The 22,787-nt window shown below is 74.2% G+C and carries 19 protein-coding genes; 13 read left to right on the top strand and 6 right to left on the bottom strand.

Annotated features, from left to right (window positions below; translation table 11 throughout):
• The first annotated feature begins 251 nt into the window (after nucleotides 1–251).
• The 6 genes from ACFTWP_RS13040 (at nucleotide 252) to ACFTWP_RS13015 (ending at nucleotide 6,859) form a co-directional block, all read left to right on the top strand.
• Nucleotides 252–1,418, top strand: a complete 1,167-nt coding sequence (locus ACFTWP_RS13040) for an LLM class flavin-dependent oxidoreductase (protein WP_380264546.1) — start codon at nucleotides 252–254, stop codon at nucleotides 1,416–1,418.
• 123 nt (nucleotides 1,419–1,541) lie between these two features.
• Nucleotides 1,542–2,501 carry an ABC transporter substrate-binding protein gene (locus ACFTWP_RS13035; RefSeq protein ID WP_380264545.1) on the top strand — a complete coding sequence of 320 codons (960 nt, stop codon included), beginning with the start codon at nucleotides 1,542–1,544 and terminating at the stop codon, nucleotides 2,499–2,501.
• 31 nt (nucleotides 2,502–2,532) lie between these two features.
• Entirely contained in the window at nucleotides 2,533–3,648 is a 1,116-nt protein-coding gene (locus tag ACFTWP_RS13030) for an amino acid ABC transporter permease (protein ID WP_380264544.1), read from the top strand.
• Nucleotides 3,645–4,421, top strand: a complete 777-nt coding sequence (locus ACFTWP_RS13025; protein ID WP_380264543.1) for an amino acid ABC transporter ATP-binding protein — start codon at nucleotides 3,645–3,647, stop codon at nucleotides 4,419–4,421. The genes ACFTWP_RS13030 and ACFTWP_RS13025 overlap by 4 nt, the downstream gene beginning before the upstream one ends.
• An 81-nt stretch (nucleotides 4,422–4,502) precedes the next feature.
• Nucleotides 4,503–5,492 carry an ABC transporter substrate-binding protein gene (locus ACFTWP_RS13020; protein WP_380264542.1) on the top strand — a complete coding sequence of 330 codons (990 nt, stop codon included), beginning with the start codon at nucleotides 4,503–4,505 and terminating at the stop codon, nucleotides 5,490–5,492.
• Nucleotides 5,493–5,626: 134 nt separating this feature from the next.
• Complete coding sequence (locus ACFTWP_RS13015) at nucleotides 5,627–6,859, top strand: serine/threonine-protein kinase (RefSeq protein ID WP_380264541.1); 1,233 nt, start codon at nucleotides 5,627–5,629, stop codon at nucleotides 6,857–6,859.
• 55 nt (nucleotides 6,860–6,914) lie between these two features.
• On the opposite strand, the gene ACFTWP_RS13010 is transcribed toward ACFTWP_RS13015, so the two are convergent.
• The 5 genes from ACFTWP_RS13010 to ACFTWP_RS12990 all read right to left on the bottom strand — a co-directional run bounded on the left by ACFTWP_RS13010 (nucleotide 6,915) and on the right by ACFTWP_RS12990 (nucleotide 12,407).
• The gene (locus ACFTWP_RS13010) at nucleotides 6,915–7,760 is read right to left on the bottom strand and encodes an STM4011 family radical SAM protein (protein ID WP_380264593.1); all 846 of its coding nucleotides are present in this window, start codon (nucleotides 7,758–7,760) and stop codon (nucleotides 6,915–6,917) included.
• A 71-nt stretch (nucleotides 7,761–7,831) separates the two neighbouring features.
• A complete protein-coding gene (locus ACFTWP_RS13005; RefSeq protein WP_380264540.1) occupies nucleotides 7,832–9,181 on the bottom strand; it encodes an STM4012 family radical SAM protein in 1,350 nt (449 codons plus the stop codon).
• Nucleotides 9,178–10,098 (bottom strand): STM4013/SEN3800 family hydrolase, encoded by a 921-nt coding sequence (locus ACFTWP_RS13000; protein ID WP_380264592.1) that lies wholly within the window; start codon nucleotides 10,096–10,098, stop codon nucleotides 9,178–9,180. The genes ACFTWP_RS13005 and ACFTWP_RS13000 overlap by 4 nt, the downstream gene beginning before the upstream one ends.
• 106 nt (nucleotides 10,099–10,204) lie before the next feature.
• Complete coding sequence (locus ACFTWP_RS12995) at nucleotides 10,205–11,401, bottom strand: STM4014 family protein (RefSeq protein ID WP_380264539.1); 1,197 nt, start codon at nucleotides 11,399–11,401, stop codon at nucleotides 10,205–10,207.
• A gap of 43 nt (nucleotides 11,402–11,444) precedes the next feature.
• A complete protein-coding gene (locus ACFTWP_RS12990) occupies nucleotides 11,445–12,407 on the bottom strand; it encodes an STM4015 family protein (RefSeq protein WP_380264538.1) in 963 nt (320 codons plus the stop codon).
• A gap of 258 nt (nucleotides 12,408–12,665) precedes the next feature.
• Between ACFTWP_RS12990 and ACFTWP_RS12985 the strand changes: the two genes are divergently transcribed.
• From ACFTWP_RS12985 to ACFTWP_RS12975, 3 genes are all read left to right on the top strand, one after another.
• Nucleotides 12,666–12,992, top strand: a complete 327-nt coding sequence (locus tag ACFTWP_RS12985; protein WP_380264537.1) for a hypothetical protein — start codon at nucleotides 12,666–12,668, stop codon at nucleotides 12,990–12,992.
• A 51-nt stretch (nucleotides 12,993–13,043) separates the two neighbouring features.
• A complete protein-coding gene (locus ACFTWP_RS12980; protein ID WP_380264536.1) occupies nucleotides 13,044–14,354 on the top strand; it encodes a DUF6745 domain-containing protein in 1,311 nt (436 codons plus the stop codon).
• A 251-nt stretch (nucleotides 14,355–14,605) separates the two neighbouring features.
• A complete protein-coding gene (locus tag ACFTWP_RS12975) occupies nucleotides 14,606–15,457 on the top strand; it encodes a fumarylacetoacetate hydrolase family protein (RefSeq protein ID WP_380264535.1) in 852 nt (283 codons plus the stop codon).
• Nucleotides 15,458–15,704: 247 nt separating this feature from the next.
• Here ACFTWP_RS12975 and ACFTWP_RS12970 read toward each other — a convergent pair whose 3' ends face one another.
• Nucleotides 15,705–16,532, bottom strand: a complete 828-nt coding sequence (locus ACFTWP_RS12970) for a TetR/AcrR family transcriptional regulator (protein ID WP_380264534.1) — start codon at nucleotides 16,530–16,532, stop codon at nucleotides 15,705–15,707.
• 163 nt (nucleotides 16,533–16,695) lie between these two features.
• Here ACFTWP_RS12970 and ACFTWP_RS12965 point away from each other — a divergent pair, with 163 nt between their 5' ends.
• From ACFTWP_RS12965 to ACFTWP_RS12950, 4 genes are all read left to right on the top strand, one after another.
• The gene (locus ACFTWP_RS12965; RefSeq protein ID WP_380264533.1) at nucleotides 16,696–18,408 is read left to right on the top strand and encodes a DUF885 domain-containing protein; all 1,713 of its coding nucleotides are present in this window, start codon (nucleotides 16,696–16,698) and stop codon (nucleotides 18,406–18,408) included.
• A gap of 393 nt (nucleotides 18,409–18,801) precedes the next feature.
• On the top strand, nucleotides 18,802–20,379 hold the full coding sequence (locus ACFTWP_RS12960; protein WP_380264591.1) for an MFS transporter: 1,578 nt from the start codon (nucleotides 18,802–18,804) through the stop codon (nucleotides 20,377–20,379).
• 346 nt (nucleotides 20,380–20,725) lie between these two features.
• Nucleotides 20,726–21,643 (top strand): carbohydrate kinase family protein, encoded by a 918-nt coding sequence (locus tag ACFTWP_RS12955; RefSeq protein WP_380264532.1) that lies wholly within the window; start codon nucleotides 20,726–20,728, stop codon nucleotides 21,641–21,643.
• A 146-nt stretch (nucleotides 21,644–21,789) separates the two neighbouring features.
• A complete protein-coding gene (locus tag ACFTWP_RS12950; RefSeq protein ID WP_380264531.1) occupies nucleotides 21,790–22,764 on the top strand; it encodes a trypsin-like serine peptidase in 975 nt (324 codons plus the stop codon).
• The last annotated feature ends 23 nt before the right edge of the window (nucleotides 22,765–22,787 follow it).

Here is a 22,787-nt window from a genome sequence, read left to right as displayed (position 1 = left end):
CCGTCACGCGTTGCCACCCCCTGCTCGCCGGACCTCCCGTTCGTCGTTCCATCGCCGCCGCCCCCTGCCCGCCCGGTCCCTGTCAGGGCCTGCTCCAGCCTGCTCGAACGTGCTGCCGCGAGGCTGCGCGCTGCCCTGCCGCCCTCCGCGGGCTGCCACCCGACCATGGTCGAACGGCGCTGCGGTGCGAGGGAGTTGGGCACACAGTTCATCCGCGGTCAGCCGCGAAGCGAAGCGAAAGGTCAGCCCTCATGCCTGTCGAGTTCCTCGGTATCGCCGCCACCGGAGACGGTTCGGAGACCACCCCCCGTACGACCGCCGCCTTCGACCGCGACTACACCCTGCGTCTCGCCCGGGCCCACGAGGACAACGGCTGGGACCGCGTCCTGTTCGCCTACGCCGCCGGCGCCCCGGACCCGGCGCCCGCCGCGGCGTACATCGCCGCCAGGCTCGACCGGCTGCAGATCCTGCTGGCCCACCGGCCGAACGTCTCCTACCCGACCTTCGCCGCCAAGACCTTCGCCACCCTCGACCGGATCAGCGACGGCCGGCTCACCGTGCACTTCATCACCGGTGGCAACGACCACGAGCAGCAGCGCGAGGGCGACTTCCTGACCAAGGACCAGCGCTACGACCGGACCCGCGAGTACATCCGGATCGTCAAGCGGGCCTGGACCAGCCGCGAGCCCTTCGACCACGAGGGCGAGTACTACCGCTTCAACGACTTCGTCTCCGACGTCTTCCCCGTCCAGTCGCCGCGCCCGAACGTCTCCTTCGGCGGCAGCTCGCCCGCCGCCTACGCGGCCGGCGGGGCCGAGGCGGACATCTACTGCCTCTGGGGCGAGCCGCTGGCGCAGACCGCCGAGCAGATCGAGACGGTGCGGGCCGCCGCGCTCGCCGCCGGACGCACCGACCAGCCGCGGATCCAGGTGGCGTTCCGGCCGATCATCGCGCCGACCGAGGAACTCGCCTGGGAGAAGGCCCACCGGACGGTCGACACCATCAACGAGCGCAAGCGCTCCGGAGCCTTCGTCCGCCGGCAGAACCTCGGCGACCCGGCCGCCGCGCCGGCGCCCGAGAACACCGGCTCCCAGCGGCTGATCGCCATCGCCGAGGCGGGGGAGCGCTACGACCGCGCGCTGTGGACCCCGACGGCGGCCGCCACCGGCGGGTCCGGCAACTCCAACGCGCTGGTCGGCACCCCCGAGACGGTCGCGCAGGCCCTGCTCGACTACTACGACCTCGGCGTCGACATCCTCTCCGCGCGCGGCTACGACCTGCTCGACGACGCGATCGACTTCGGCCGCTACGTCATCCCGATCGTCCGCGAGGAGGTCGCCAAGCGCGACGCGGAGAAGGCCGCCCGGCTCGCCCGGGCCGAGCACGACCGGCACCAGCTGATCGCCGCCCAGGCATGAGCGGCGACCGCGCCCCCCGGCCGGCCGACAGCTGTCCGGCGCACCGCACCGCACCCGCCGCCCCACTCCTCCCACTGCCGGACCCCACCTGATGTCAGGTCACCACCGAAAGGCGCCAACCCCGTGAGAGCCACCACCCAACGACGCGGCCTGCTCGCCGCCATCGCCCTGCTCCCGGTGCTGGCCCTGAGCGCCTGCGGCTCGGACCCGGCCGCCCCCGGGACGGCGAAGCCGGCGCCGGCCGGCAGCCAGGTCGGCATCTCGGCCGACGAGGACGTCGTCTCCGCCCTGACCAAGGTCGACAGCATCGCCGCGCTCGTTCCGGAGGAGGTCCGCAAGGCGGGCGCCGTCAAGGTGGGCGGCTCGGTCGGCAGCCCGCCGACCGCCTACTACCAGGACCAGGCGAACAAGAAGCTGGTCGGCATCGACATCGACTTCACCGACGCCGTCGGCCGGATCCTCGGGCTCACCGTCCAGCGCGAGGAGGCCAAGTTCGAGACCATCCTGCCGGCCCTGGACAGCGGCAAGTACGACTTCGGCGTCGGCAACTTCGGGGTGACCACGGCCCGGCTGAAGACGATCGACTTCGTCACCTACATCGACGACGGCCAGGGCTTCGCGGTGAAGAAGGACAACACCACCGTCCAGCCGGTGACCGACCTCGGCCAGCTCTGCGGCCTCGTCATCGGCGTCGGCGCCGGCACCACCTTCGAGTCCACCCTGAACAGCAAGAAGAACATCTGCGCCGACACCGGCCGCAAGCCCTTCGAGGTGAAGGCCTTCTCGGACAACGGCGCCGTCCTCACCGGTCTGCAGCAGGGCCGCATCGACATCGTCATGTCGACCATCAACGGCCTGCGCTACCAGGCGGCCCAGCCCGGCGCCGGGACGAAGTTCCTCGGCGAGTTCCACCGCCTGGACGTCGGGTTCGCCTTCAAGAAGGGCTCGGCGCTGACGCCGGCCTTCCAGGGCGCCGTCAATCAGCTGATCAAGGACGGTACGTACGACCGGATCCTCAAGAAGTGGGGAGTGACCGACTCCGCCATCAAGGAATCCCTGATCAGCCCGCCCGAGCACCCGTGATCCCGTGTCAGCGCTTCGGAGGAATCCCACCATGACCGCCACCACCGGTCCCGCCGCCGGTGCCGCCACCGGCACCACCGCAGAGGCCGATGCCGCCGCAGGAGCCGGTGCCGCCGCCGGCGGTACCGCGGAAGCCGGCAGAGCCACGCCGGTCCGCGTCCGCAAGGCGCGGCCGGCCGCCGACCCCAAGGCCACGCCGCCCGACGATCCGGAGGGCCTGCCGATCGTCCCGGCCCGGCACCCCTGGCGCTGGGCGGCCGGCGCCGTCGCCCTCGTCGTGCTGGCCCAGTTCATCCACGGCCTGGCCACCAACCCCGGCTGGGACTGGCCCACCTTCCGGGTCTTCTTCAGCACCGAGACGATCCTGCGATCCGTCTGGATCACCATCCAACTGACCTTCTACGGGACGGTGCTGGGCTTCCTGCTGGGCACCGGGGTGGCCGCCCTGCGGCTCTCGCGCAGCCCCATCCTGCAGACCATCGGCTGGGCGTACATCTGGGCCTTCCGGTCCATCCCGCTGATCGTCCAGCTGGTCTTCTGGTTCAACCTCTCCTACCTCTACAAGCGGCTCGGGGTGGGCGTCCCGTTCGGCCCGACCGTGTGGACCTTCGACACCATCGACGCGCTGGGGGCCCTCGGCGCCGCCGTGCTCGGCCTCGCCCTGCACCAGGCCGCCTACGCCGCCGAGATCATCCGCGGCGGCATCATCTCGGTCGACGGCGGCCAGCTGGAGGCCGCCGCGGCGCTGGGCATCCCCCGGCTGCGGCAGGCCTGGCGGATCGTCCTGCCGCAGGCCATGCGCGGGATCCTGCCGGCCGCCGCCAACGAGGTGATCTCGCTGTTCAAGGGCACCTCGATCGTCTACGTCATGGCGATCGGCGAGCTCTTCTACCAGGTGCAGGTGATCTACGGTCGCACCGGCCGGGTGGTGCCGCTGCTGATGGTCGCCACGGTCTGGTACATCCTGCTCACCACGCTGCTCTCGATCGGCCAGTACTACGTCGAGCGCTACTTCTCCCGGGGCGCGCTGCGCACCCCGCCGCCCACCCCGCTCCAGCGGGCCCGGGACTTCGTCCGGAACATCCAGGCCACCCGCCGCACCCCGCCGGCCGGCCGCACCGCACCGTCCACCGGAGGCCGCTCATGACCACGACCACCACCGACACCATGGTGCAGGTCCGCGGTGTCCACAAGCGGTTCGGCGCACTGGAGGTGCTGCGCGGCGTCGACCTGTCCGTGCCGGCCGGCTCGGTCACCGTGGTGCTCGGGCCCTCCGGCTCCGGCAAGTCCACCCTGCTGCGCGCGATCAACCACCTGGAGAAGCTCGACCGGGGCTTCGTCGCCATCGACGGCGAGCTGATCGGCTACCGGCGCTCGGGCGGCAAGCTGTACGAGCTGAAGGAACGCGAGGTGCTGCGCCAGCGCACCCACATCGGTTTCGTGTTCCAGAACTTCAACCTCTTCCCGCACCTGACCGTGCTGGAGAACATCATCGAGGCGCCGGTGAGCGCGCTCCGGCAGCCGAAGGCCGAGGCCCGCAAGGCCGCGCTGGCCCTGCTCGACCGGGTCGGCCTCGCCGACAAAGCGGACGTCTACCCGCGCCAGCTCTCCGGCGGCCAGCAGCAGCGGGTGGCGATCGCCCGGGCGCTCGCGCTGGAGCCGAAGGTGCTGCTCTTCGACGAGCCGACCTCGGCGCTCGACCCGGAGCTGGTCGGCGAGGTGCTGGACGTGATCAAGGACCTGGCGCGCACCGGCACCACGATGATCGTCGTGACGCACGAGATCGGCTTCGCCCGCGAGGTGGCCGACACCGTGGTGTTCATGGACGGCGGGCTCGTCGTCGAGCAGGGGCCGCCGTCCGCCGTCCTGGACGACCCGCAGCACGAGCGCACCCGCGCCTTCCTCTCCAAGGTCCTCTAGGGCCGCCGGGGCCGCGCCGGCCCCGGCCCACACCTTTCCCGCTGTACCCCGAAAACCCCTGCGCTCGTAAGGAGTTCCGCCATGTCCCTACCCCGTCGCGCCCTGGTGGCCGCAGCCCTCTCGCTCACCACCGCCCTCACCCTGTCGGCCTGCGGCAGCTCGCCCAGCGCCTCCACGGACACCGCCGCCCCCAAGGGCACCACGGCTCCGAACGGCGTCTCGGTGAACCTCACGCCGGACCAGAAGCGCATCACCACGCCCAAGGTGGACGCCATCGCGGCGCTCGTGCCGGAGGAGATCAGAAAGAAGGGCACGCTGGCGGTCGTCGACTCACTGGGCACCATCCCGCCGCTGGACTTCTACGCCACCGACGACAAGACCGTCATCGGCGTCGAGTCCGACATCGCCACCCTGATCGGCAACGTGATCGGCCTCAAGGTGGAGTTCAACCCGGTCTCCTGGGAGAACGTCTTCGTCGGCCTGGACAGCGGCAAGTACGACGTCGGCATCACCAACATCACCGTCACCGAGGCCCGCAAGGAGAAGTACGACTTCGCCACCTACCGCCTGGACGTCCTCGGCTTCGAGGCCAAAAAGGGCAGCGGCTGGAAGGTCAGCGGGCCCAAGGACGTCGCCGGCCACACCATCGCGGTGACCTCCGGCACCAACCAGGAGAAGCTGCTGGTCTCCTGGAACGAGGAGAACGTCAAGGCCGGGCTCAAGCCCGTGGACATCAAGTACTTCCAGAACTCCGCGGACTACTACCTGGCGCTCTCCTCCGGCCGGATCGACGCCTACCTCGGCCCCAACCCGAGCCTGGCCTTCCACGCCGTCCAGACCGGCGAGACCGAGGTGATCGGCACCTACTCCGGTGGCGGTGCCGACGTCCTCGGCAAGATCGCGGCCACCACCAAGAAGGACAACGGCTTCGTCAAGGCGCTGAACGAGGCGATCAACGAGATCATCAAGAACGGCACCTACGAGCAGGCGCTCAAGCGCTGGGGGCTGGAGAACGAGGGCGTGAAGACCTCCGAGATCAACCCGCCCGGTCTGCCCAAGACCAAGCCGTGACCTGATGGGCGGCGGGTCGGGACACTCCCGCCGCCCATCGGCCCACCCCCGCGGCTATCGTGAACACCGTTCGAGTCCGGCGGAGTTGGGGGCGGGGCATGCAGGTCGGGGACGTACTGGACAGTCGCTACCGAATGGTGCGAAAGATCGGCCGCGGCGGCTTCGGCGTGGTCTGGGAGGCCTTCGACGCGAAGGTCGGCCGCCCGGTCGCGGTGAAGGTGATCTCGGAGGAGAACGCCACCGACGAGCGCGAGGTGCGGCGGTTCGTGGCCGAGGCCAGGACGGTCGGCAACCTCTCGCACCCGCACATCGTGACCCTGTACGACCTGGGGGAGGTGCGCGGCGCCGGCTTCGCCACCCACTACCTGGTGATGGAGCTCGTCCGGGGCAGCTCGCTGGCCGAGGTCCTCAGGGGCGGCCTGCCGGGGCGGGAGCTCGCCCTGCGCTGGGCGGGCCAGGTCTGCGGCGCGCTGGACGCGGCCCACCGCGCCGGGGTGGTGCACCGCGACATCAAGCCCGAGAACATCATGATCACCGAAGCGGGCGAGGCCAAGGTGCTCGACTTCGGGATCGCCCGCCTGGAGACCCAGGCCGCCGGCCTCACCAGCACCGGCAGCGTCATCGGCAGCCCGCACTACCTCGCGCCCGAACGCTGGTCCGGCGGCCCGGTGGACGGCCGCGCCGACCTCTACGCACTCGGCTGCGTGCTGTACCAACTCTGCTCCGGCGAGAAGCCGTTCACCGCCGACAACGCGGTCACCCTGATGTACCAGCACCTCAACGACACGCCCGACGCGCCGCCCGGCGTCGAGCCCGAGCTCGCCGCGCTGGTCCTCCAACTGCTCGCCAAGGCACCGGCGGACCGGCCCGCCGACGCGGCCGAGGTCCGCCGCCGGCTCGCCGCGATCGAGGCCGGCCCGCCGGTGCCCGCCGCTCCGGCGGGCCCGAGCCCGGAGCAGCTGAAGGAGCGGGCGGACCAGGCCTGGGCGCGCGGCGCCGACGGCGAACCCGCCGAGGCGGTACGGCTGCTGCGCGCCCTGCTGCCCGAGTTCGCCGGCGTCTGCGGACCCGCCGACCCGCGCACCCTGCGGACCTGCCACGACCTGGCGCTCTGGCTCGCCAGGTCCGGTGAGCTGCTGCTCGCCGTGGACCTGCTGCGCGAGCTGGCGGCCCCGCCGGCCGGACCCCCCGGAGCCGGCGCGGCCGGGGAGGGTGCGCGCGCCGACGCGGCCCGTGACCTGGTGCGCTGGGAGCGTGAGCTGGCCCGCCGGGGCCCGGGCGGCGGGCGGCTGGCCGGCGGCGCCTCGCTGACCCTGGGCACCGTCCTCCTCGGCGGCCCGCCGGCCGGCGGCCCGCAGCGCCGCTGAGCGGCAGCGCCGTCCCTCGGGCGTCCGCCGTCCGTCGGGCGCCCGAGGGGCCGGCTCACCAGTCGTGCGGGATCCGCTCCAGGACGCCCGCGCCGAAGAGCTCGTACAGCGGCAGCGTCTCCAGGTGGACGTAGCCGATGTGGCAGTCGCAGACGGCCAGTTCGCAGGGCCGGGGGCCGAGCGCGGCGCGGTACGAGCCGTCGTACAGGTTGCCCAGCGGGGTGCGGACGAAGTGGCAGCGCGAGACGGTGCCGTCGCCGTCCACCGAGATCACCGAACGGCCCGTCCGGCAGGGCCGGCCCGCGCTCGGGTGCGGGGTGCGGCTGTAGCCGAACAGCGGGTCCAGCGCGGTCCACCGGGACGCCTCGGGGTCGGTGTACGTCCGCCCCTCGGCGGCGTTCACCCACAGGTAGACGTCGGCCGGGAGCTCCGCCCGCAGCCGGCGGGCCGGCTCCAGGTGCTCGGGCTCGCCGACCACGCCGACGCTGTAGCGCACCCCGAGCGCGGTCAGCTCCCGGCACTTGGCCAGGAACCGCTCGTGCGACACCTCGCCCGGGTGGTACGTCGCCCACAGCGCGAGGGTGTCCCGGTCGGCGTCGGCCAGCCAGCCGGTACGGAAGCTGAGGTTGGTCTGGATCGCCACCCGCCGCACGTGCGGGAGCCGGCTGAGCCGGGCCAGCGTCTCCCGGTACCAGGAGCGGACCAGCCCCTCGCCCCACGGGGTGAACAGCAGCGAGAGGGTGTCGCCCACCTGCCCGGCGGCCCAGTCGGCGAACCGGTCGAGGGCGGCCCGGTCGGCGCGCAGCTGCTCGGGGGTGTCGCGCCGCTTGCCGAACGGGCAGTACGGGCAGTCGTAGTCGCAGGAGGCCAGCGGACCCCGGTACAGGACGGTGAGGTCCAGCGGCTCCACGGCCGCCGCCGGGGCCGGGCGCGGGCCGGGCATGCCGAGGTCGGTGACGTTCCGGGGCCCGGTCACTTCGCCTCGTAGGCGGCCATCAGGTCCCGCACGGCCGAGGAGAACAGCGCCGGGCCGACGGCGTCCGAGTGGGCCAGGCCCTCGGCCGTCAGTCGCAGCCGGCCCGGGGCGTCGGCGAGCCGGCCGCGGGCCCGCAGGTCGGCCAGCTCGACCGGGAAGTCGGCCACGGGGTCGGTGCCGAAGCGCCGCCGGTACTCGGCCCGGTCGAGGCCCTCTGCCTGGAGCAGCGACTGCACCAGGTGGCGCCGTCGGGCCTCCTCGCCGTCCATCCGGTGGCCGTACTCGGCGTGCGCGAAGTCGGTGGTGGACACGTACTCGTCGATGATCGAGCGCACCCGGGTGGCGTCCACCGCGTAGTCGAAGGAGTAGTGCAGGGCGGAGGTGTACGAGCGCGAGCCGCAGCCCAGGCCCACCATGCCGTCGGTCTGGCAGCTGTACTCCTCGCTGCCGGCCTGCGGCGAGGCGGCCCGGCGGAACATCCGCATCGACACCTGCTGGTAGCCGCGGTCGAGCAGGTGGTCCCGGCCGGCCCGGTAGAGGGACAGGCGTTGTTCGTCCCAGGCCCGCGAGCCCTGGTCGCCGGCCCGGCGGCCGAGGCCGGTGAGCGGGCGGACGTACAGCGGGTAGAGGTAGAGCTCCTCGGGCTCCCAGGCGAGCGCGGCGTCCAGCGAACGCAGCCAGCTCGCGGGGGTCTGGCCCTCGATGCCGTAGATCAGGTCGATGTTGAGGACGGGGAACCCGGCGGCCCGGATCCGGCCCAGCGCCGCCTCCACCGCGGCGCGCTTCTGCGGGCGGACCGCCGACCTGGCCTCCTCGTCCAGGAAGGACTGCACGCCGAGGCTGAGCCGGGTGGTGCCGCGGGCCGCCAGCACCTCCAGCCGGTCGGCGGTGGCGGTGTCGGGCGAGGCCTCCACCGAGAGCGGGATCGCGCGCAGGTCCGCGCCCATCCGCCGCTCGGCGATGTCGCACAGGCGCTCCAGTTCGGCGGCGCTCAGGTAGGTGGGGGTGCCGCCGCCGAACGCCGCCACGGCGAACCGGGCACCCTCGTCCAGGGCCTCGCGGACGGCGTCGGCCTGCCGCTCCAGCGCGTCCAGGTACGCGGTGGTGAGGCCGTCCGGGCCGCCGATCCGGGTGAACAGGTTGCAGAACCCGCAGCGCACCTCGCAGAACGGGACGTGCAGGTAGAGGGAGAGCGCGTGCTGCGGCTCGCCCGCCCACAGCTCGCGCAGCGCCGGCCGGTCCGGCAGCCGCCGGTAGGCCGTCTTGTGGGGGTAGGCGTAGACGTAGCTGCGGTACGGAGAGTCCGCCGACGGGGTGTCGGTCAGCAGCGGAAGGACGGTGGTCATCCGGCCTGCGCCTCCTCGGTCGTGGGGGTGGTGGGGGCGTCGCCCACGGCTGCGGGGCCGGACGCGCCGGGGCCGGAAGCGGTGCCCGTGGCCGGGTCGGCGGCCGGGTCGGCGCCGAGCGGGAGGGTGAAGTGCGCGTACGGGACCGTCCAGACCACCTCGTGGCCGAGCCGGTGCCCGACGTAGCCGTCCTCGCCGTACGCCGTGCCGTGGTCGGAGCAGACGATCGCGAAGCACGGGCGCCGGCGGCTCATCGCGGCGAACAGCCGCCCGATGTGCCGGTCGACGTACTCCAGGGCCGCGGCGTGGCTGGCCCGGCTGTCGCCGTGCTCCCGGGTGGCGCCGGGCAGGTGGAACCAGTTCGGCTGGTGCAGCGCCGATACGTTGAGGAAGAGGAACAGCGGCTGCCCGGCCGGCTGGTCCGCCGCGACCTGCTCGGCCCGGGCCACCTGCGCCTCGAAGGAGACCGGCGAGGGCACGCCGAACTCCGGCTCCCAGTGGCTCTCCTGGAACAGGCCGGGGAGCACCGAGCCGAGCGGCCCCGCCTTGTTGAAGAAGCCGACGCCGCCGACGCAGACCGTGCGGTAGCCGGCCGCGGCGAGCGCGGAGGGCAGGTCCGGGGTGTCGAAGACCCAGGTACGCGGCTCGGTCGTCTCTGAGCCCGCGAAGCGCGCGGCGAACAGCCGCGGGTGCGGGCCGTCGGGGCTCGCCGGGGTCGGCAGGAACCCCGCCAAGATGGCCTGGTGGGCGGCGTACGTGAAGCTGCCGGGGGAGTGCCGGCGCTCCCACCGGCCCCCGGGCAGGACGGCGGCCAGGTGCGGGATGCGGCCGGCCTCGGCCAGTTCCCGGGCCACGTCGAAGCGCAGGGTGTCGAGGGTGACCAGCAGCAGGTCGTGACTGCCGACGATCTGGTTCATGTCGGGGATGGCGTGGCCGGCCGGCTGGTCCGTGGCAGGGCCGGCGGCGCGGTTCGTCGGGTGGCTCATGGGCTCGCTCGTCCGGTCGTTCATGGCGTGGCTGGGTTCATGGCGTGGCTGGGTTCACGGCGTGCTGGGTGCCTGGTGCGGCCGGGTTCACGGCGTCGCCCGGCTGACGGCGCGGCGCGCGGGCCAGGGCCCCGGACAGGGCCGCGAGCTGCGCGCCGTACGTGTCGAGGCCCTCGGCGGGGCCGCCGGGCAGGCCGGTGAGGCCGGGCAGCAGGTCGCCGAAGGCGTTGACCTCCGCGACCAGGTAGCGCCGCCAGTCGGCGGTGGGCAGCACGTCCACGCCGGCCATCAGGGAGCCGGGGAAGCACCCGGCGGCCCGCTCGGCGGTCTCCAGCAGGGTGGCCCAGTGCCGGCCCGCGGCCGATCTGAGCAGCTCGACGTCGCCCCGGGCGCCGCCCAGATGGAGGTTGGTCATCGGGCCGGTGCTGGTGCGCACCACCAGGTGGGTGGCCCGGCCGGCGACCACCACCACCCGCAGGTCGGCCGCCCGGCCCCGCTGCGGGGACTTCGGGATCCACTGCTCCACGTGCAGCCCGTCCGGAGCCAGCCGGTCCACGATCGCCGCGACCCGCTCCTCCTCCCGGTAGCGGCGCACCCGCAGGGAGTTGTGCAGTTCGTCGCCCTGCCAGGACACCGAGGTGGTGGCGCAGAGCCGCCCGCGCGGGCCGAACTCCAGCGCCAGCACCCCGGAGGCGGAGGAGGCGTGGGCCGGCTTCACGAAGACCCGGCGCAGCCCGGCCGCGGCCAGCCGCCCGGTGAGGTCCGCCCAGCCGGCGACGGGCCCGGCGCCCTGGTCGAGGGCGGCCGGCACGGGTACGCCCGCACCGGCCAGCAGCCGGTGCGTGGCCCGCTTGTCGAACATCACCGCGGTCTCCGCCGGATCGCTCAGCAGCGCGGCTCCGGGCGTCGCCCGGACGGCCCGCGCCACCCCGTCGAGCGCGGCGGTGAATCCGGCGTACCAGGCGGCCGTGCCCTCCACCCGGGTCGGCGCGTACCCGCGGCCCAGGGCGGCACCGCGCAGCAGCGCGTCCACCGCCTCGTCCTCGCCCGGCGAGTCGACCCGCAGCAGGGTGCCCGGCTCGATCCGGTACGCGCCGCGCAGCACGTCCAGCCAGGGCAGCACGGCGGGCTCGGGCAGCCCGGCGGCCCGCGCGGCGGCGCCGAACAGCGCCACCCGCCGGTGGCCGGGGTTGCCCAGCACGGTGAGCCGGGGCAGGGCCGCGGACGCCGTCACGGCCGCTGCCCGTCCGCCGTCCGTCCGCGGGCGCGGTGAGCGGTCACTCGCCGTTGGCGACGTAGGGGGAGTCGTCGCCCGACCCGTGCGGCTCCGAGAGGTCGACCGCCACGCCGGCCGCCCCCAGGGTGTCCAGCAGGCGCTGCTGCATCTGCTCGCCGAGGTAGTGGTGGTGCAGGTCGAGCGTGGCCAGGTGGGTCAGCGGCTGGCCGGAGAGCAGGGCGGCCGCGCCCTGGTCGGTGAGGGTGCCGAGGGCGAGGCTCAGCCCGGTCAGGCGGGCCACCACGGGTGCGCCGGCCAGGGCGCCGGCCAGCTCGTCCGCCAGCTGGCTGTTCTCCAGGCCGAGGTGGCGCAGCGCCGGCAGCCGGGTGCCGTCGAGCAGGGGTGCGAGGTCGTCGAGGGTGGTGTCCGCGCCGTACCACTCGGTGCCGAGCCAGAGTTCGAGCCGCTCCAGGGCGGGCAGCTCGCAGGCGGCGACCGCCTGGGCGACGGTGCCGGAGAGGCCGCCGGCCTCGAAGCGCAGGGCGCGCAGGTGCTCGTGCCGCACCGGCCGCAGGTACGGCGGCGCCAGCTCGCCGTACGTCGAGTACGCGCCGCGGACGACCAGTTCCTCCAGCAGCGGGTACGCCTCCAGCAGCGGGGTGAGGTCGGCCGGCTGGATCCAGGAGATCTCGTTCTCCTCGTAGGTCACCTCGCCGAGGAACACGCCGCGCAGGGCGGGCAGTCGCGGCGCGGAGCGCACGATCAGGGCGAGCGCCTCGGTGAGCGGCATCATCGAGTCGTCGCCCCACCAGGACCCGACGACCAGGGCCCGGACGGCGGTGCCGTCGACCGCCGCGAGGAAGGACTCCCACAGCTGCTCGAAGGTGTCGCTCGCGTCGTAGTCCAGGTGGAGCCGCCAGGCCACCTCACCGGCTGCGGGCAGCTGTTCGCCGTCGGCGAGCGCGCCCTCCAGGTTGAACACGGGCAGGCCGTGGAACTCCTCGATGTGCTTGCCGATGGCCATGGCGCTTCTCCTCAGGCGATGGGGGGCAGGGCCCCTGTCTACCAGCCCGCACCGACAGGGCCGACGGGCGGCCCGCCGGTCGGCCCCCGGGCGGGGCGGGTGCGCGGCGCCGCCCGCCGTGGAGGGGGTCCGGACGGTCCGTCGGTCCGCCCGTCGGGGCCGATGTCGGACCCGGGTCGTAGCGTCTGCCGCGTCGTCAGGACGCCGGCCCCGACAGCGGTGCGCCGGATCCGTGGAGCAGTCGTTCGAGGAGGCGCCGTGTACCGGCAGGGTGATGTGCTGATCGTCCCGGTGGAGGAGGCGGCGGTGCCGGCGCGGACGGCCGGGCTGCCCCGGCAGCCGCGGGACGCCCGCGGCCGGCTGGTGCTGGCCCTGGGCGAGGTGACCGGCCACGCGCACGCCGTGGTCGGGCCCGGTGAGCTGCGCCGCGAGCCCGGCCCCTTCGCCGCCGCCTGGCTGCACCTGCCGGAGGGCGGTCGGGTGGTGCACGAGGAGCACGCCGCGATCCCGCTCCCCAGGGGCTGGTACCGGGTGGTGCGCCAGCGCGAGTACACGCCCGGCGCCGTCCGGGTCGTGGCCGACTGATCCACCCCCCGCAGTGCAGCAGGTCCGCCCCGGAGGAAGCAGGAGACAGTGATGACCCAGCAGGCCTGGCAGACGCCGATCCACCCGACCGACAGCGGTGACGACACCGGGTGGTCCGCCGCCCCCGACACCGTCCCCGACAGTGCCCCCGTCGCCGCCCTCGACAGCGTGCGCACGGCCGCCGTGACCGCCGACTGGCGCCGGGTCGCCGCCGCCACCGCGCCCGCCGCCGCGGCGCCGGCGGACGGTGCGGCGGCGGAGGCGGGGGTCCGGGCGGCGTACCGGTCGGCCGGGCTCGCCGAGCCCGCCGTCGTCGTCCGGCTGGACTCGCCCCTGCAGGCGCTCGCCGCCGCCCTGCTCCTCGACGGCGGCGCGGCGGCGGTGCTGGCCGGCCCGGGCGCAGCCCGGGCCGCTCCGCTGCTGGCGGAGGCCGGTGCGCGACTGGCCGCCGCCGGGGTCGCGGCGGTGGCCGGAGCGGGCGGGCCGAGCGTGCGCGAGAGCGTGCGCACGGCGTCCTGGGAGCGGGCCCGCCGCCGGGTGCACGAGCGGCTCGGCGGCCCGGGCTGGGCCGCGCTCTGGGCGCTGACCGGCGGCTACCTGTGGCCGCAGACCCAGGACCTGGTCGGGCGGATCCGCGGTGTGCTGGGTGAGCGGCTGGCGCCGCAGGCCCGGGAGTGGGTGGGCCGCGCCGAGGAGGTACGGGCCGCCGACGCGGTCTCGGCCGTGCGGCAGACGCTGCTCGACGCCGTGCTCGGCCAGCACGACGCGCCCTGGCTGGCGGTCTTCGACGCGGCCGGTCCCGGCCTGGACGGCGAGTTCGCCGAGCTGTCCGGGCTCGCCGCCGTCGCCCGCAGCGCGGGCTGGTGGTGGCCCTACGAGCGGGTCGCGCTGGTCGGCGCCCGCCCGACCGAGCTGCACCGGGACGAGGCCGGCCGGCTGGACCGCGCGGACGGTCCCGCCCTCGCCCACGCCGACGGCTTCACCCTGCACGCCTGGCGCGGCATGCCGGTGCCGGCGGACTTCCTGGCCGGGCTGGGCGGCCTGACCGCCGAGCGGATCCGCACGGAGGAGAACGCCGAGCTGCGCCGGGTGATGCTGGAGCACTACGGCTACGACCGCTACCTCGCCGACTCCGGCGCCGAACCGCTGCACCGGGACGGGACGGGCGTGCTCTGGCGGATCCAGCTGCCCGACGACGAGCCCGTGGTCATGGTGGAGGTCGTCAACGCCACGGCCGAGCCGGACGGCACCTTCCGCACCTACTGGCTGCGGGTGCCGCCGACCACCCGGACGGCGCGGGCCGGCGTGGCGTGGACCTTCGGAGTCGCCGAGCAGGACTACCGGCCGCAGCGGGAGACCTGAGCCCGGCGCCGACCACCCGGCCCGGCACCCGCGGACCCGTCGACGGCCCTGTCGGCGATCCTGCCGGCGGCGCTGTCAACCGTACGGGCGACTGATTCACGGGCCCGGGCGCTTGGAGGAATTGATAGGAATTCGCCGACCCCGGCGGTCTGGTTCGCAGCCGCCGGCAGTTGATATACCTCGGATGCATAGACCGGGTGAGCTGTGCGGCCTGCCCGGTGACATGCGATGAACCAGGTGGTGACGGTCATATGAAGCTCCTCCGTGTCGGCCTCCCCGGCGCTGAGCGCCCGGTCGTACTGGGCCCGGACGGCACCGCGTACGACCTCTCGGGCCGGACGCCCGACATCGACGGCGCGTTCCTCGCCGGGCTCGACCCCGCCGAACTCGCCCGGGCGGTGGCCGGGGGCGAGCTGCCGGTGACCGACATCGCCGGGCAGCGGGTCGGGGCGCCGCTGACCCGCCCCGGCAAGGTCGTGGGTATCGGACTCAACTACCGCGACCACGCCCTTGAAGCGGGTGCGCAGATCCCCACCGAACCGGTGGTGTTCCTCAAGCCGGGCAACACCGTGGTCGGCGCCTACGACGAGGTGCTGGTGCCCCGCGGCAGCGAGAAGACCGACTACGAGGCCGAACTGGCCGTCGTGGTCGGGCGGACCGCCCGCTACCTGGAGACCCACCGGGACGCGGCGGCCGTCATCGCGGGCTACACGGTGGCGAACGACGTCACCGAGCGGGCCTTCCAGTTCGAACGCGGCGGGCAGTGGGACAAGGGCAAGTCGGCCGAGACCTTCACACCGCTCGGGCCCTGGCTGGTGACCGCCGAGGAGGTGGCGGACCCGCAGGGGCTGCCCGTCCGGACCTGGGTGAACGGCGACCTCCGGCAGAACGGCTCCACCGCCGAGATGATCTTCCCGGTGCTGGAGATCGTGCGATACCTCAGCCACTTCATGGTGCTGGAGCCCGGCGACGTGATCGTCACCGGCACCCCGGCCGGCGTCACGCTCGGCCACCCGGGCACGCCGTTCCTGCAGCCCGGTGACGTCGTCGAGATCGAGATCGACGGTCTCGGCCGCCAGCGGCAGGTGCTCGGCAAGGCCTGACCGGCCCGCCCACCGCCCGACCCCGCAGGCCCGATCCGGGCCTCATCCGGTCCCGCACCGGGCTTCATCCGGGCCTGATCCGGCACCGACCAGCCGGCCCCGCACCGCGCGGACACCCGGCCGCTCCACGACCCCGACCCCGGGCACGGGGGTCGGGGCCACACCCGGGCACCCCGTACCCGGCCCGACCGCTCGGACCCGCCCACCCGCGCCGGGACCGCGTCCCCGTGGTCCGGCCCCGCCGGCCTCAGCGCGCCGCCGCTCCCGTCCCGGCCGCCTCCACCGGGTCGGCCACTCCGTCGGCCACTCCGTCGGCCGCCCCGTCGGCCGTCCCGGGCGACAGCAGCGCCCGCAGCCGTCCGGCCAGCTCCGCCGCCGGGCCGTTCGCCCCCTCCCGCGCCAGGATCCCGGCCAGCACCATCGCGGTCTGCGGATCGTGCAGCGCCGAGGCGGCGCTCATCGCCACGAACTCGTCCACCAGCCAGTCCCGCAGCTCCGCCGGCGGGATCTGCCGGCCCTCGTCCAGCCAGGTCAGCGAGGCGCCCTCGACGACCGCGATCCAGGACCGGACCAGCATGGTCAGCCGGGGCCCGGCCTGCCGCACGCCCAGGTGCCGCAGCGTCCGGCGCAGCGCCGTCCGCCGGACCTCGTCCACGATCGCCGAGGTCCGCGCCGTCTCCACCACCGAGCCGCCGCGCAGCAGCGCCCCGTACCCGGCGTCGTGTTCGGCGACGAACGCGAAGTAGTGGTCGAGCACGGCCGCCAGCTGCTGCGTCGGCGTGCCCTCCTTGGGCACCGTGAACCGGCTGGTCAGCTCCTCCGCCGCGGTGCGCAGCGCGGCCTCGTACAACTGCTGCTTGCCGCCGGCGAAGTAGCGGTAGACCAGCGGGCGGGAGGCGCCGGCGGCCTCGGCGACGTCGTCGAGGGTGACCTCCTCGGGCGGCCGGGACGCGAACAGCTCCAGGGCGACGGCGATGAGCTGCTCGCGGCGCTGCGCCACCGGCAGCCGTCGGTAGCCGGCGCGCCGGGGGCGGGCTCCGGCGGGGGAGGGTTCGGGCGCTGAGCTGGCTTCCATGGCGGCCAGCGTAGTGGCGGACGGCGCGATCCGGCCCTGTCCGGAGGGGTCGCTCTCGATCACCCGGCACGCGCCGGGCGCCGCCGTGCCGAGTTGCGCCCGGCGGCACCCGAGCCTGCCCGAAGAGGCTTGCATTCGGGCCGCGCTGCGAAAGGATGTGCGGATGGTTGAAGAACTGATCAACGCTCACGAAGGCGGCACCACCCCCCGCCGCATCGCGGACGCCCACGTCCAGGCCCTCGCCGAGCTCGACCCGCAGACCGCGGTCTACCTCGGCCTCAACTCCGACGACGACAGACTCCCGGACTACTCCCCGGCGGGCGCTGCGGCGATCGCCGACCTCGCCCGCCGCACGCTGGCCGAACTCGACGCCGCCGAGGCCGCCGGCGCCGCGCACGACGACGCCGAGCGCCGCTGCGCCCGGCTGCTGCGCGAGCGCCTGACGGCCGAACTCGCCGTGCACGACGCGGGCGAGAGCTACCGCGCGGTGCGCAACCTCGGCTCGCCCGTGCACGACATGCGGGACATCTTCACGCTGATGGCCACCGACACCGAGCAGGACTGGGAGCTGATCGGCCGCCGGATGGCCCGCGTCCCGGTGGCGCTCGCCCAGTACCGCGGGACGCTGGAGGAGGGGATCGAGCGGGGTCTGCTGTCCGGCCCCCGCCAGGTCACCACGGTGGTCGGCCAGTTCGGCGAGTGGCTCGACTCGCAGACCCCCGGCGGCTGGTTCGGCGAGTTCGTCCAGGACGCACCCCAGACGCAGCGCGCCACGCTGACGGGGATCGCGGTGGCGGCGGCCGGCGCGCTGGCGGACCTGCGCGACTGGCTGCGCGACGTCTACGCGCCGGCCGCCGCCGACGCGCCGGACACCGCCGGCCGCGAGCGCTACGCCCGCTGGGTCCGCTACTGGACCGGCTCCGAGCTCGACCTGGACGAGGCGTACGGCTGGGCCTGGGAGCAGTTCCACGACCTGGAGGCCCAGATGCGGGCCGAGGCGGAGAAGGTGCGCCCCGGCTCGACGCCGATGCAGGCGATGAAGTGGCTGGAGTCGGACGGGCCCTCGATCAAGGGCGAGGAGGCGGCCCGGGAGTACCTCCAGGGCCTGATGGACCAGGCGATCGCCGACCTCCAGGGCACCCACTTCGACCTGGCCGAGCCGGTCACCCGGGTCGAGTCCCGGCTGGCCCCGCCCGGCAGCGCCGCGGCGCCGTACTACACCGCGCCGTCGCTGGACTTCACCCGCCCGGGCCGGACCTGGCTGCCGACGCTGGGCCGCGAGTCGTTCCCGGTCTGGGACCTGGTCTCCACCTGGTACCACGAGGGCGTTCCCGGCCACCACCTGCAGCTCGCCCAGTGGAACTACGTCGCGGACCGGCTCTCCACCTACCAGGTCAGCCTGGGCGGCGTGAGCGCCAACCTGGAGGGCTGGGCGCTGTACGCCGAGCGCCTGATGGACGAGCTCGGTTACCTGACCGACCCCGGCCACCGGCTCGGCTACCTGAACGCGCAGATGATGCGGGCGCTGCGGGTGATCGTCGACATCGGCATGCACGTGGGCCTGGACTTCCCGGCCGACTCGCCGTACCGGCCGGGCGAGCCGGTGCTGCCGGCGCACGCCCGGGAGTTCTTCGGGCTGTACTGCGGCCTGCCGGCGGAGTTCCTGGACAGCGAGCTGGTCCGCTACCTGGGCCTGCCGGGCCAGGCGATCGGCTACAAGCTCGGTGAGCGGGCCTGGCTGCGCGGGCGGGCGGCGGCGAAGGCGGCGCACGAGGCGCGCGGCGAGGTGTTCGACCTCAAGGCCTGGCACATGGCGGCGCTCTCCCAGGGGTCGCTGGGCCTGGACGACCTGGTCGCGGAGCTCACGGCCCTGTAGGCGGTCGGCGGTGGGGGCCCGTCGGCGGGATCGCGGCGGGGGGCTCCCACCCTGCGCCGCCCCGCCCGGGTCCGCCCCTGCCGGGTCTGCTCCGGCCGGGACCGCCCCGGCCGGGACCGCCCCGGCCGGGTACGCCTCGGGCCCCGGTCGCGGCTCCGTCCGGAGGACGAGGACGGGGGTTTAGCACTCCTGGGCCTTAAGTCCCATTTCAGTACATTTGAGCACATTTTTCCTTGCCAATCGGTCCTCCGAGAGTTTGGCTGGAAGGCGACTGCGTGCCCTCTCCGAACCCTCCGGAAGGCTCTCCCAGTGTCTTCGCAACCTCCCATCGACGGTCGACCGGCGGACTCCCGCCGGTGGTGGGCGCTGGCCGTCATAGCCATCGCCCAGCTGATGATCGTCCTCGACATCACCATCGTGAACATCGCACTCCCGTCGGCCCAGGCCGACCTGGGAATCAGCGACGCGGACCGGCAGTGGGTCATCACGGCCTACACGCTGGCCTTCGGCGGACTGCTCCTGCTCGGCGGCCGGCTCGGTGACCTCTTCGGCCGAAAACGGGTCTTCGTCATCGGTCTGCTCGGCTTCGCCGCGGCCTCCGCCCTCGGCGGCGGGGCCCAGGGTCCGACCATGCTCTTCGCGGCCCGCGCCCTCCAGGGAGCCTTCGGCGCCCTGCTCGCGCCGTCCGCGCTGGGCCTGCTCTCCACCACGTTCTCCGATCCCAGGGAGCGCAGCACGGCGTTCGGCATCTTCGGTGCCATCGCCGGCGGCGGCGCCGCGATCGGCCTGATCTCCGGTGGCCTGCTGACCGAGTACCTGAACTGGCGCTGGTGCCTGTTCGTCAACACACCGATCGCCATCGTGACCGCGATCGGCGCCTTCTACCTCCTCACCGCCGACCACATCGCCAAGGGCCGCCGGGTGAAACTGGACCTGCCGGGCGCCCTGCTGGGCTGCGGCGGTCTGCTGGCCATCGTCTACGGCACCTCCGAGGCCGTGACGCGGGGCTGGGGCGACTGGCTCGTCCTCGGCTCGCTGTGCCTGGGCGTCCTGATGCTGCTGCTCTTCGTAGTGGTGGAGAAGCGCACCCCGCACGCGCTGCTGCCGCTGCACATCGTCGCCGAGCGCAACCGTGGCGGCGGGGCCCTGTCGGTGGGCCTGGCCATGATCGGGATGTTCGGCGTCTTCCTGTTCCTGACCTACTACCTCCAGATCATCAAGGGGTACTCGCCGGTGATGACCGGCGTCGCGTTCCTGCCGATGACCGGAGCGATCGTGCTGAGCTCGACCGGCATCGCCGCGCGGCTGATGACCAGGGTGCCGTCCCGCAACCTGATCGCCACCGGTCTGCTGCTGGCCGCCGGCGGCCTGGCCGTACTGACCCAGATCACCGTCACCAGCGCCTTCGCGGCCACCGTGCTGCCGGGCGAGCTGCTGCTCGGCTTCGGCATGGGCATGGTGTTCATGCCCTCGATGAGCCTGGCCACCCTCAACGTCGCACCCCGTGAGACGGGCGCGGCGGCGGCCACCATCAACTCGGCCCAGCAGGTGGGCGGCTCCTTCGGTACGGCGCTGCTGAACACCATCGCGGCCAGTGTCACGGCGACCTACATCGCCTCCCGGGCGGCCGCGGACCCACTGGTCCAGGCGCAGGGCGCGGTGCACGGCTACGCCGTGGCCACCACGGTCGCGATGGTCATCCTGCTGGCCGCCGCCCTGATCGCGTTCCTGATGATCAACCACCGGCCGGCGCCGGGCGAGGCCGCCGGCGGAGCTCCCGTCGGAGCGGAGGCCGCGGCGGGCGCCGAGGCGGCAGCCGGCCGCCAGTCGCAGCCGGACTCGAAGGTCGCCCGTGCGGCAGGGCCGGAGCCGGCCCGGTCGCGCGCGGACGCCCCGGCGGCCGACTCCCCGACGGCGGGCTCCCGACGGCCCGACGCCCTGAACCCCGACCCGCTCAGATCGGAATCCTGAGACCGGACCGCACCACCGAGGCCCGCGGGCCCGGGGCGAGAGCCCCGGGCCCGTTCGGTGCCGTCGTCCCGGTGCCCTCGTCCCGGTGCCGTCGTTCGGTGCGGCGGTTTCGGTGTCCTCGTTCGGCGCCGTCGTTCGGTGCCCAGAGCGCTGACCGAGCGCTGACCAAGCGCTGACCGAGCCCGGATCGCGCGTGGACCGGCGGGTCCGTCCGGAGCGCCCACCCCGGTCGATTGAAAGTTGCAGAAAGATATTGCATGCGCTTCCTCCGGCTGCTTGACTCCTGCTGCGGATCAGCCGCGCGCACCAGCCGAGCATCCGATCAACAGCCGAAGGGGCCACCACCGTGCCTGAGTTCGACCTTCTCGTCGTCGGCGGAACCGGCGTCGACACCATCGTCAGGGTCGACCGGCTGGAGGTCCCGGACGGCGACTCGGTGTACGCCCCGCCGATCCGCGACTACGTCGCCCACACCGGCAACGGCGTGGCCCTCGGCGCCCACCGGCTCGGGCTGCGCACCGACTTCATCGACTTCCTCGGCGACGACCCGCAGGCCGAGCTGATCCTGGCCGAGTACGCCCGCCGCGGCCTGCCGTTCAGCCACCTCCAGTCCCCGTACGGGACGCCGCGCGCGGTCAACCTGGTGGACGCCGCCGGCCGGCGCTTCTCCTTCTACGACGGCCGCCACCCCGCCGACCTGCGCCTGCCGAGCGACTTCTACCTGCCGCACCTCCGGCGCGCCCGGCACGTCCACCTCTCGATCACCGGCCCCAACCGCGACATGTACGAGGACATCCGCCGGCTGGGCCTCAGCAGTTCCACCGACCTGCACGACTGGGACGGCCGCAACCCGCACCACCTCCACTACGCGGTCAACTCCGACCTGGTCTTCCTGTCCGTGGCGGGCTGCCGGGGCCGGCACGAGGAGGTCATGCGGCGGATCCTCGCCGAGGGCCGGGCCCGGCTGGTCGTCGCCACCGACGGCGCCGACGGCTGCCACCTGCTGACCCGCGACGAGCCCGCGCCGGTCCGGCACTTCCCCGCCGTCCCGCCGGCCGCGCCGGTGGTCGACACCAACGGCGCCGGGGACGCCTTCGTGACCGGCTTCCTGCACGCCTGGTTCGCCGGCCGGCCCGCCGAGGAGGCGGTGGTGAGCGGCGCGATCGCCGGCGCGTACGCCTGCACGAGCGCCGGCACCCACACCGACTTCATCTCCGCGCCGGACCTCGCGGAGGGCCTCGCCGGCGCCCTGAAGGGCCGCTGAGCGGCGGTTGTCCCGCGGGCGGCGGCCCGGGGCCGGAATTCTCATCGGACTCCCAGCGCAGCATCACAGCCCTCCCAGCTCGGCCCGGCACAGTCGGACGGTAAGCGAACCGACGGGCAGGACCGGGGGCAGGAGTGGGGCACCGGATGGGACAGCACCGGGCCGGGCAGCACGCCCGCCGCACACCGCGCCGGCGCGTCCTGCGGCCGGCCCTGGCGACCGCCTGCGCCGCGCTGGCCGTCGCCGCCGTCCTGGCCGGCGCCCACACCCTGACCTCGCGCGCCACCGCCGCGGCCCCGGGCGCGAGTCCGGGGGAGGTGGCGCTCACCGCCTCCGCCGCGCCGGCGGCGGGGGCGTCGGCGGTCGCCTCCCCGACCGGTACCCCGACCGGCACTCCGGCGGTGGCCCCGGCGACCGCCGAGCCGTCGCCCGCGCCGGCCCCGACGACTTCGACGACCACGGCGGCCGTCGAGCAGGGCGCCACCCGGGAGGCCCCCGCCGACGCCGACTCGGCCATGGTGGGCGCGCTGTTCCGGGGCACGGTGGCGGCCGGCCGGCACTTCTGCACCGCCAGCGTCGTGCACAGCCCCACCGGGAACCTGCTGCTCACGGCCGCCCACTGCCTGAGCGGCTCGGCCACCATGACGTTCGTACCCGGCTACCGCAACGGATCGGCCCCGTACGGCAGTTGGAAGGTGACCGCCGTCCACACCACCAGCGGCTGGGACAGCAGCCGGGACCAGGACGAGGACTTCGCGATCCTGGAGGTCGCCACCGACCACGGGCGTCGGATCGAGGACGTGGTCGGCGCCCACCCGCTGGGCACCGGCGAGGACTTCACCGCCCAGGTCCGCCTCTTCGGCTACCCCGACTCCCGCGAGAGCCCGATCACCTGCGTGAACGCCACCTCCCGCGAGGACACCTACCAGCGCGCCGTCGACTGCCCGTCCTACACCGGGGGCACCAGCGGCGGCCCGTGGATCAGCACCGCGACCGGCGCGGTGATCGGGCTGATCGGCGGCTACCAGGAGGGCGGCGACACCGCGGACACCTCGTACAGCGCCCTCTTCGACCACACGGTCGAGAATCTCTACGCCACGGCGGTCGCCGAGGCGGGCTGACGGACCGGCACGGGTGCGGGTGC

Source organism: Kitasatospora sp. NPDC057015 (genome assembly GCF_042673745.1).
GTDB lineage: Bacteria > Actinomycetota > Actinomycetes > Streptomycetales > Streptomycetaceae > Kitasatospora.
The sequence above is the reverse complement of the archived record's forward strand: the minus strand, read 5'-3'. Positions and strand labels throughout refer to the sequence as shown.

Excerpts from the sequence above, each read along its gene's own strand:
- ACFTWP_RS13040 (WP_380264546.1), top strand. The coding sequence starts at position 252 with ATGCCTGTCGAGTTCCTCGGTATCGCCGCCACCGGAGACGGTTCGGAG.
- ACFTWP_RS13030 (WP_380264544.1), top strand. The coding sequence starts at position 2,533 with ATGACCGCCACCACCGGTCCCGCCGCCGGTGCCGCCACCGGCACCACC.
- ACFTWP_RS13025 (WP_380264543.1), top strand. The coding sequence starts at position 3,645 with ATGACCACGACCACCACCGACACCATGGTGCAGGTCCGCGGTGTCCAC.
- ACFTWP_RS13020 (WP_380264542.1), top strand. The coding sequence starts at position 4,503 with ATGTCCCTACCCCGTCGCGCCCTGGTGGCCGCAGCCCTCTCGCTCACC.
- ACFTWP_RS13015 (WP_380264541.1), top strand. The coding sequence starts at position 5,627 with ATGGTGCGAAAGATCGGCCGCGGCGGCTTCGGCGTGGTCTGGGAGGCC.
- ACFTWP_RS13005 (WP_380264540.1), bottom strand. The coding sequence starts at position 9,181 with ATGACCACCGTCCTTCCGCTGCTGACCGACACCCCGTCGGCGGACTCT.
- ACFTWP_RS13000 (WP_380264592.1), bottom strand. The coding sequence starts at position 10,098 with ATGAACCAGATCGTCGGCAGTCACGACCTGCTGCTGGTCACCCTCGAC.
- ACFTWP_RS12990 (WP_380264538.1), bottom strand. The coding sequence starts at position 12,407 with ATGGCCATCGGCAAGCACATCGAGGAGTTCCACGGCCTGCCCGTGTTC.
- ACFTWP_RS12980 (WP_380264536.1), top strand. The coding sequence starts at position 13,044 with ATGACCCAGCAGGCCTGGCAGACGCCGATCCACCCGACCGACAGCGGT.
- ACFTWP_RS12975 (WP_380264535.1), top strand. The coding sequence starts at position 14,606 with ATGAAGCTCCTCCGTGTCGGCCTCCCCGGCGCTGAGCGCCCGGTCGTA.
- ACFTWP_RS12970 (WP_380264534.1), bottom strand. The coding sequence starts at position 16,532 with ATGGAAGCCAGCTCAGCGCCCGAACCCTCCCCCGCCGGAGCCCGCCCC.
- ACFTWP_RS12965 (WP_380264533.1), top strand. The coding sequence starts at position 16,696 with ATGGTTGAAGAACTGATCAACGCTCACGAAGGCGGCACCACCCCCCGC.
- ACFTWP_RS12960 (WP_380264591.1), top strand. The coding sequence starts at position 18,802 with ATGATCGTCCTCGACATCACCATCGTGAACATCGCACTCCCGTCGGCC.
- ACFTWP_RS12950 (WP_380264531.1), top strand. The coding sequence starts at position 21,790 with ATGGGACAGCACCGGGCCGGGCAGCACGCCCGCCGCACACCGCGCCGG.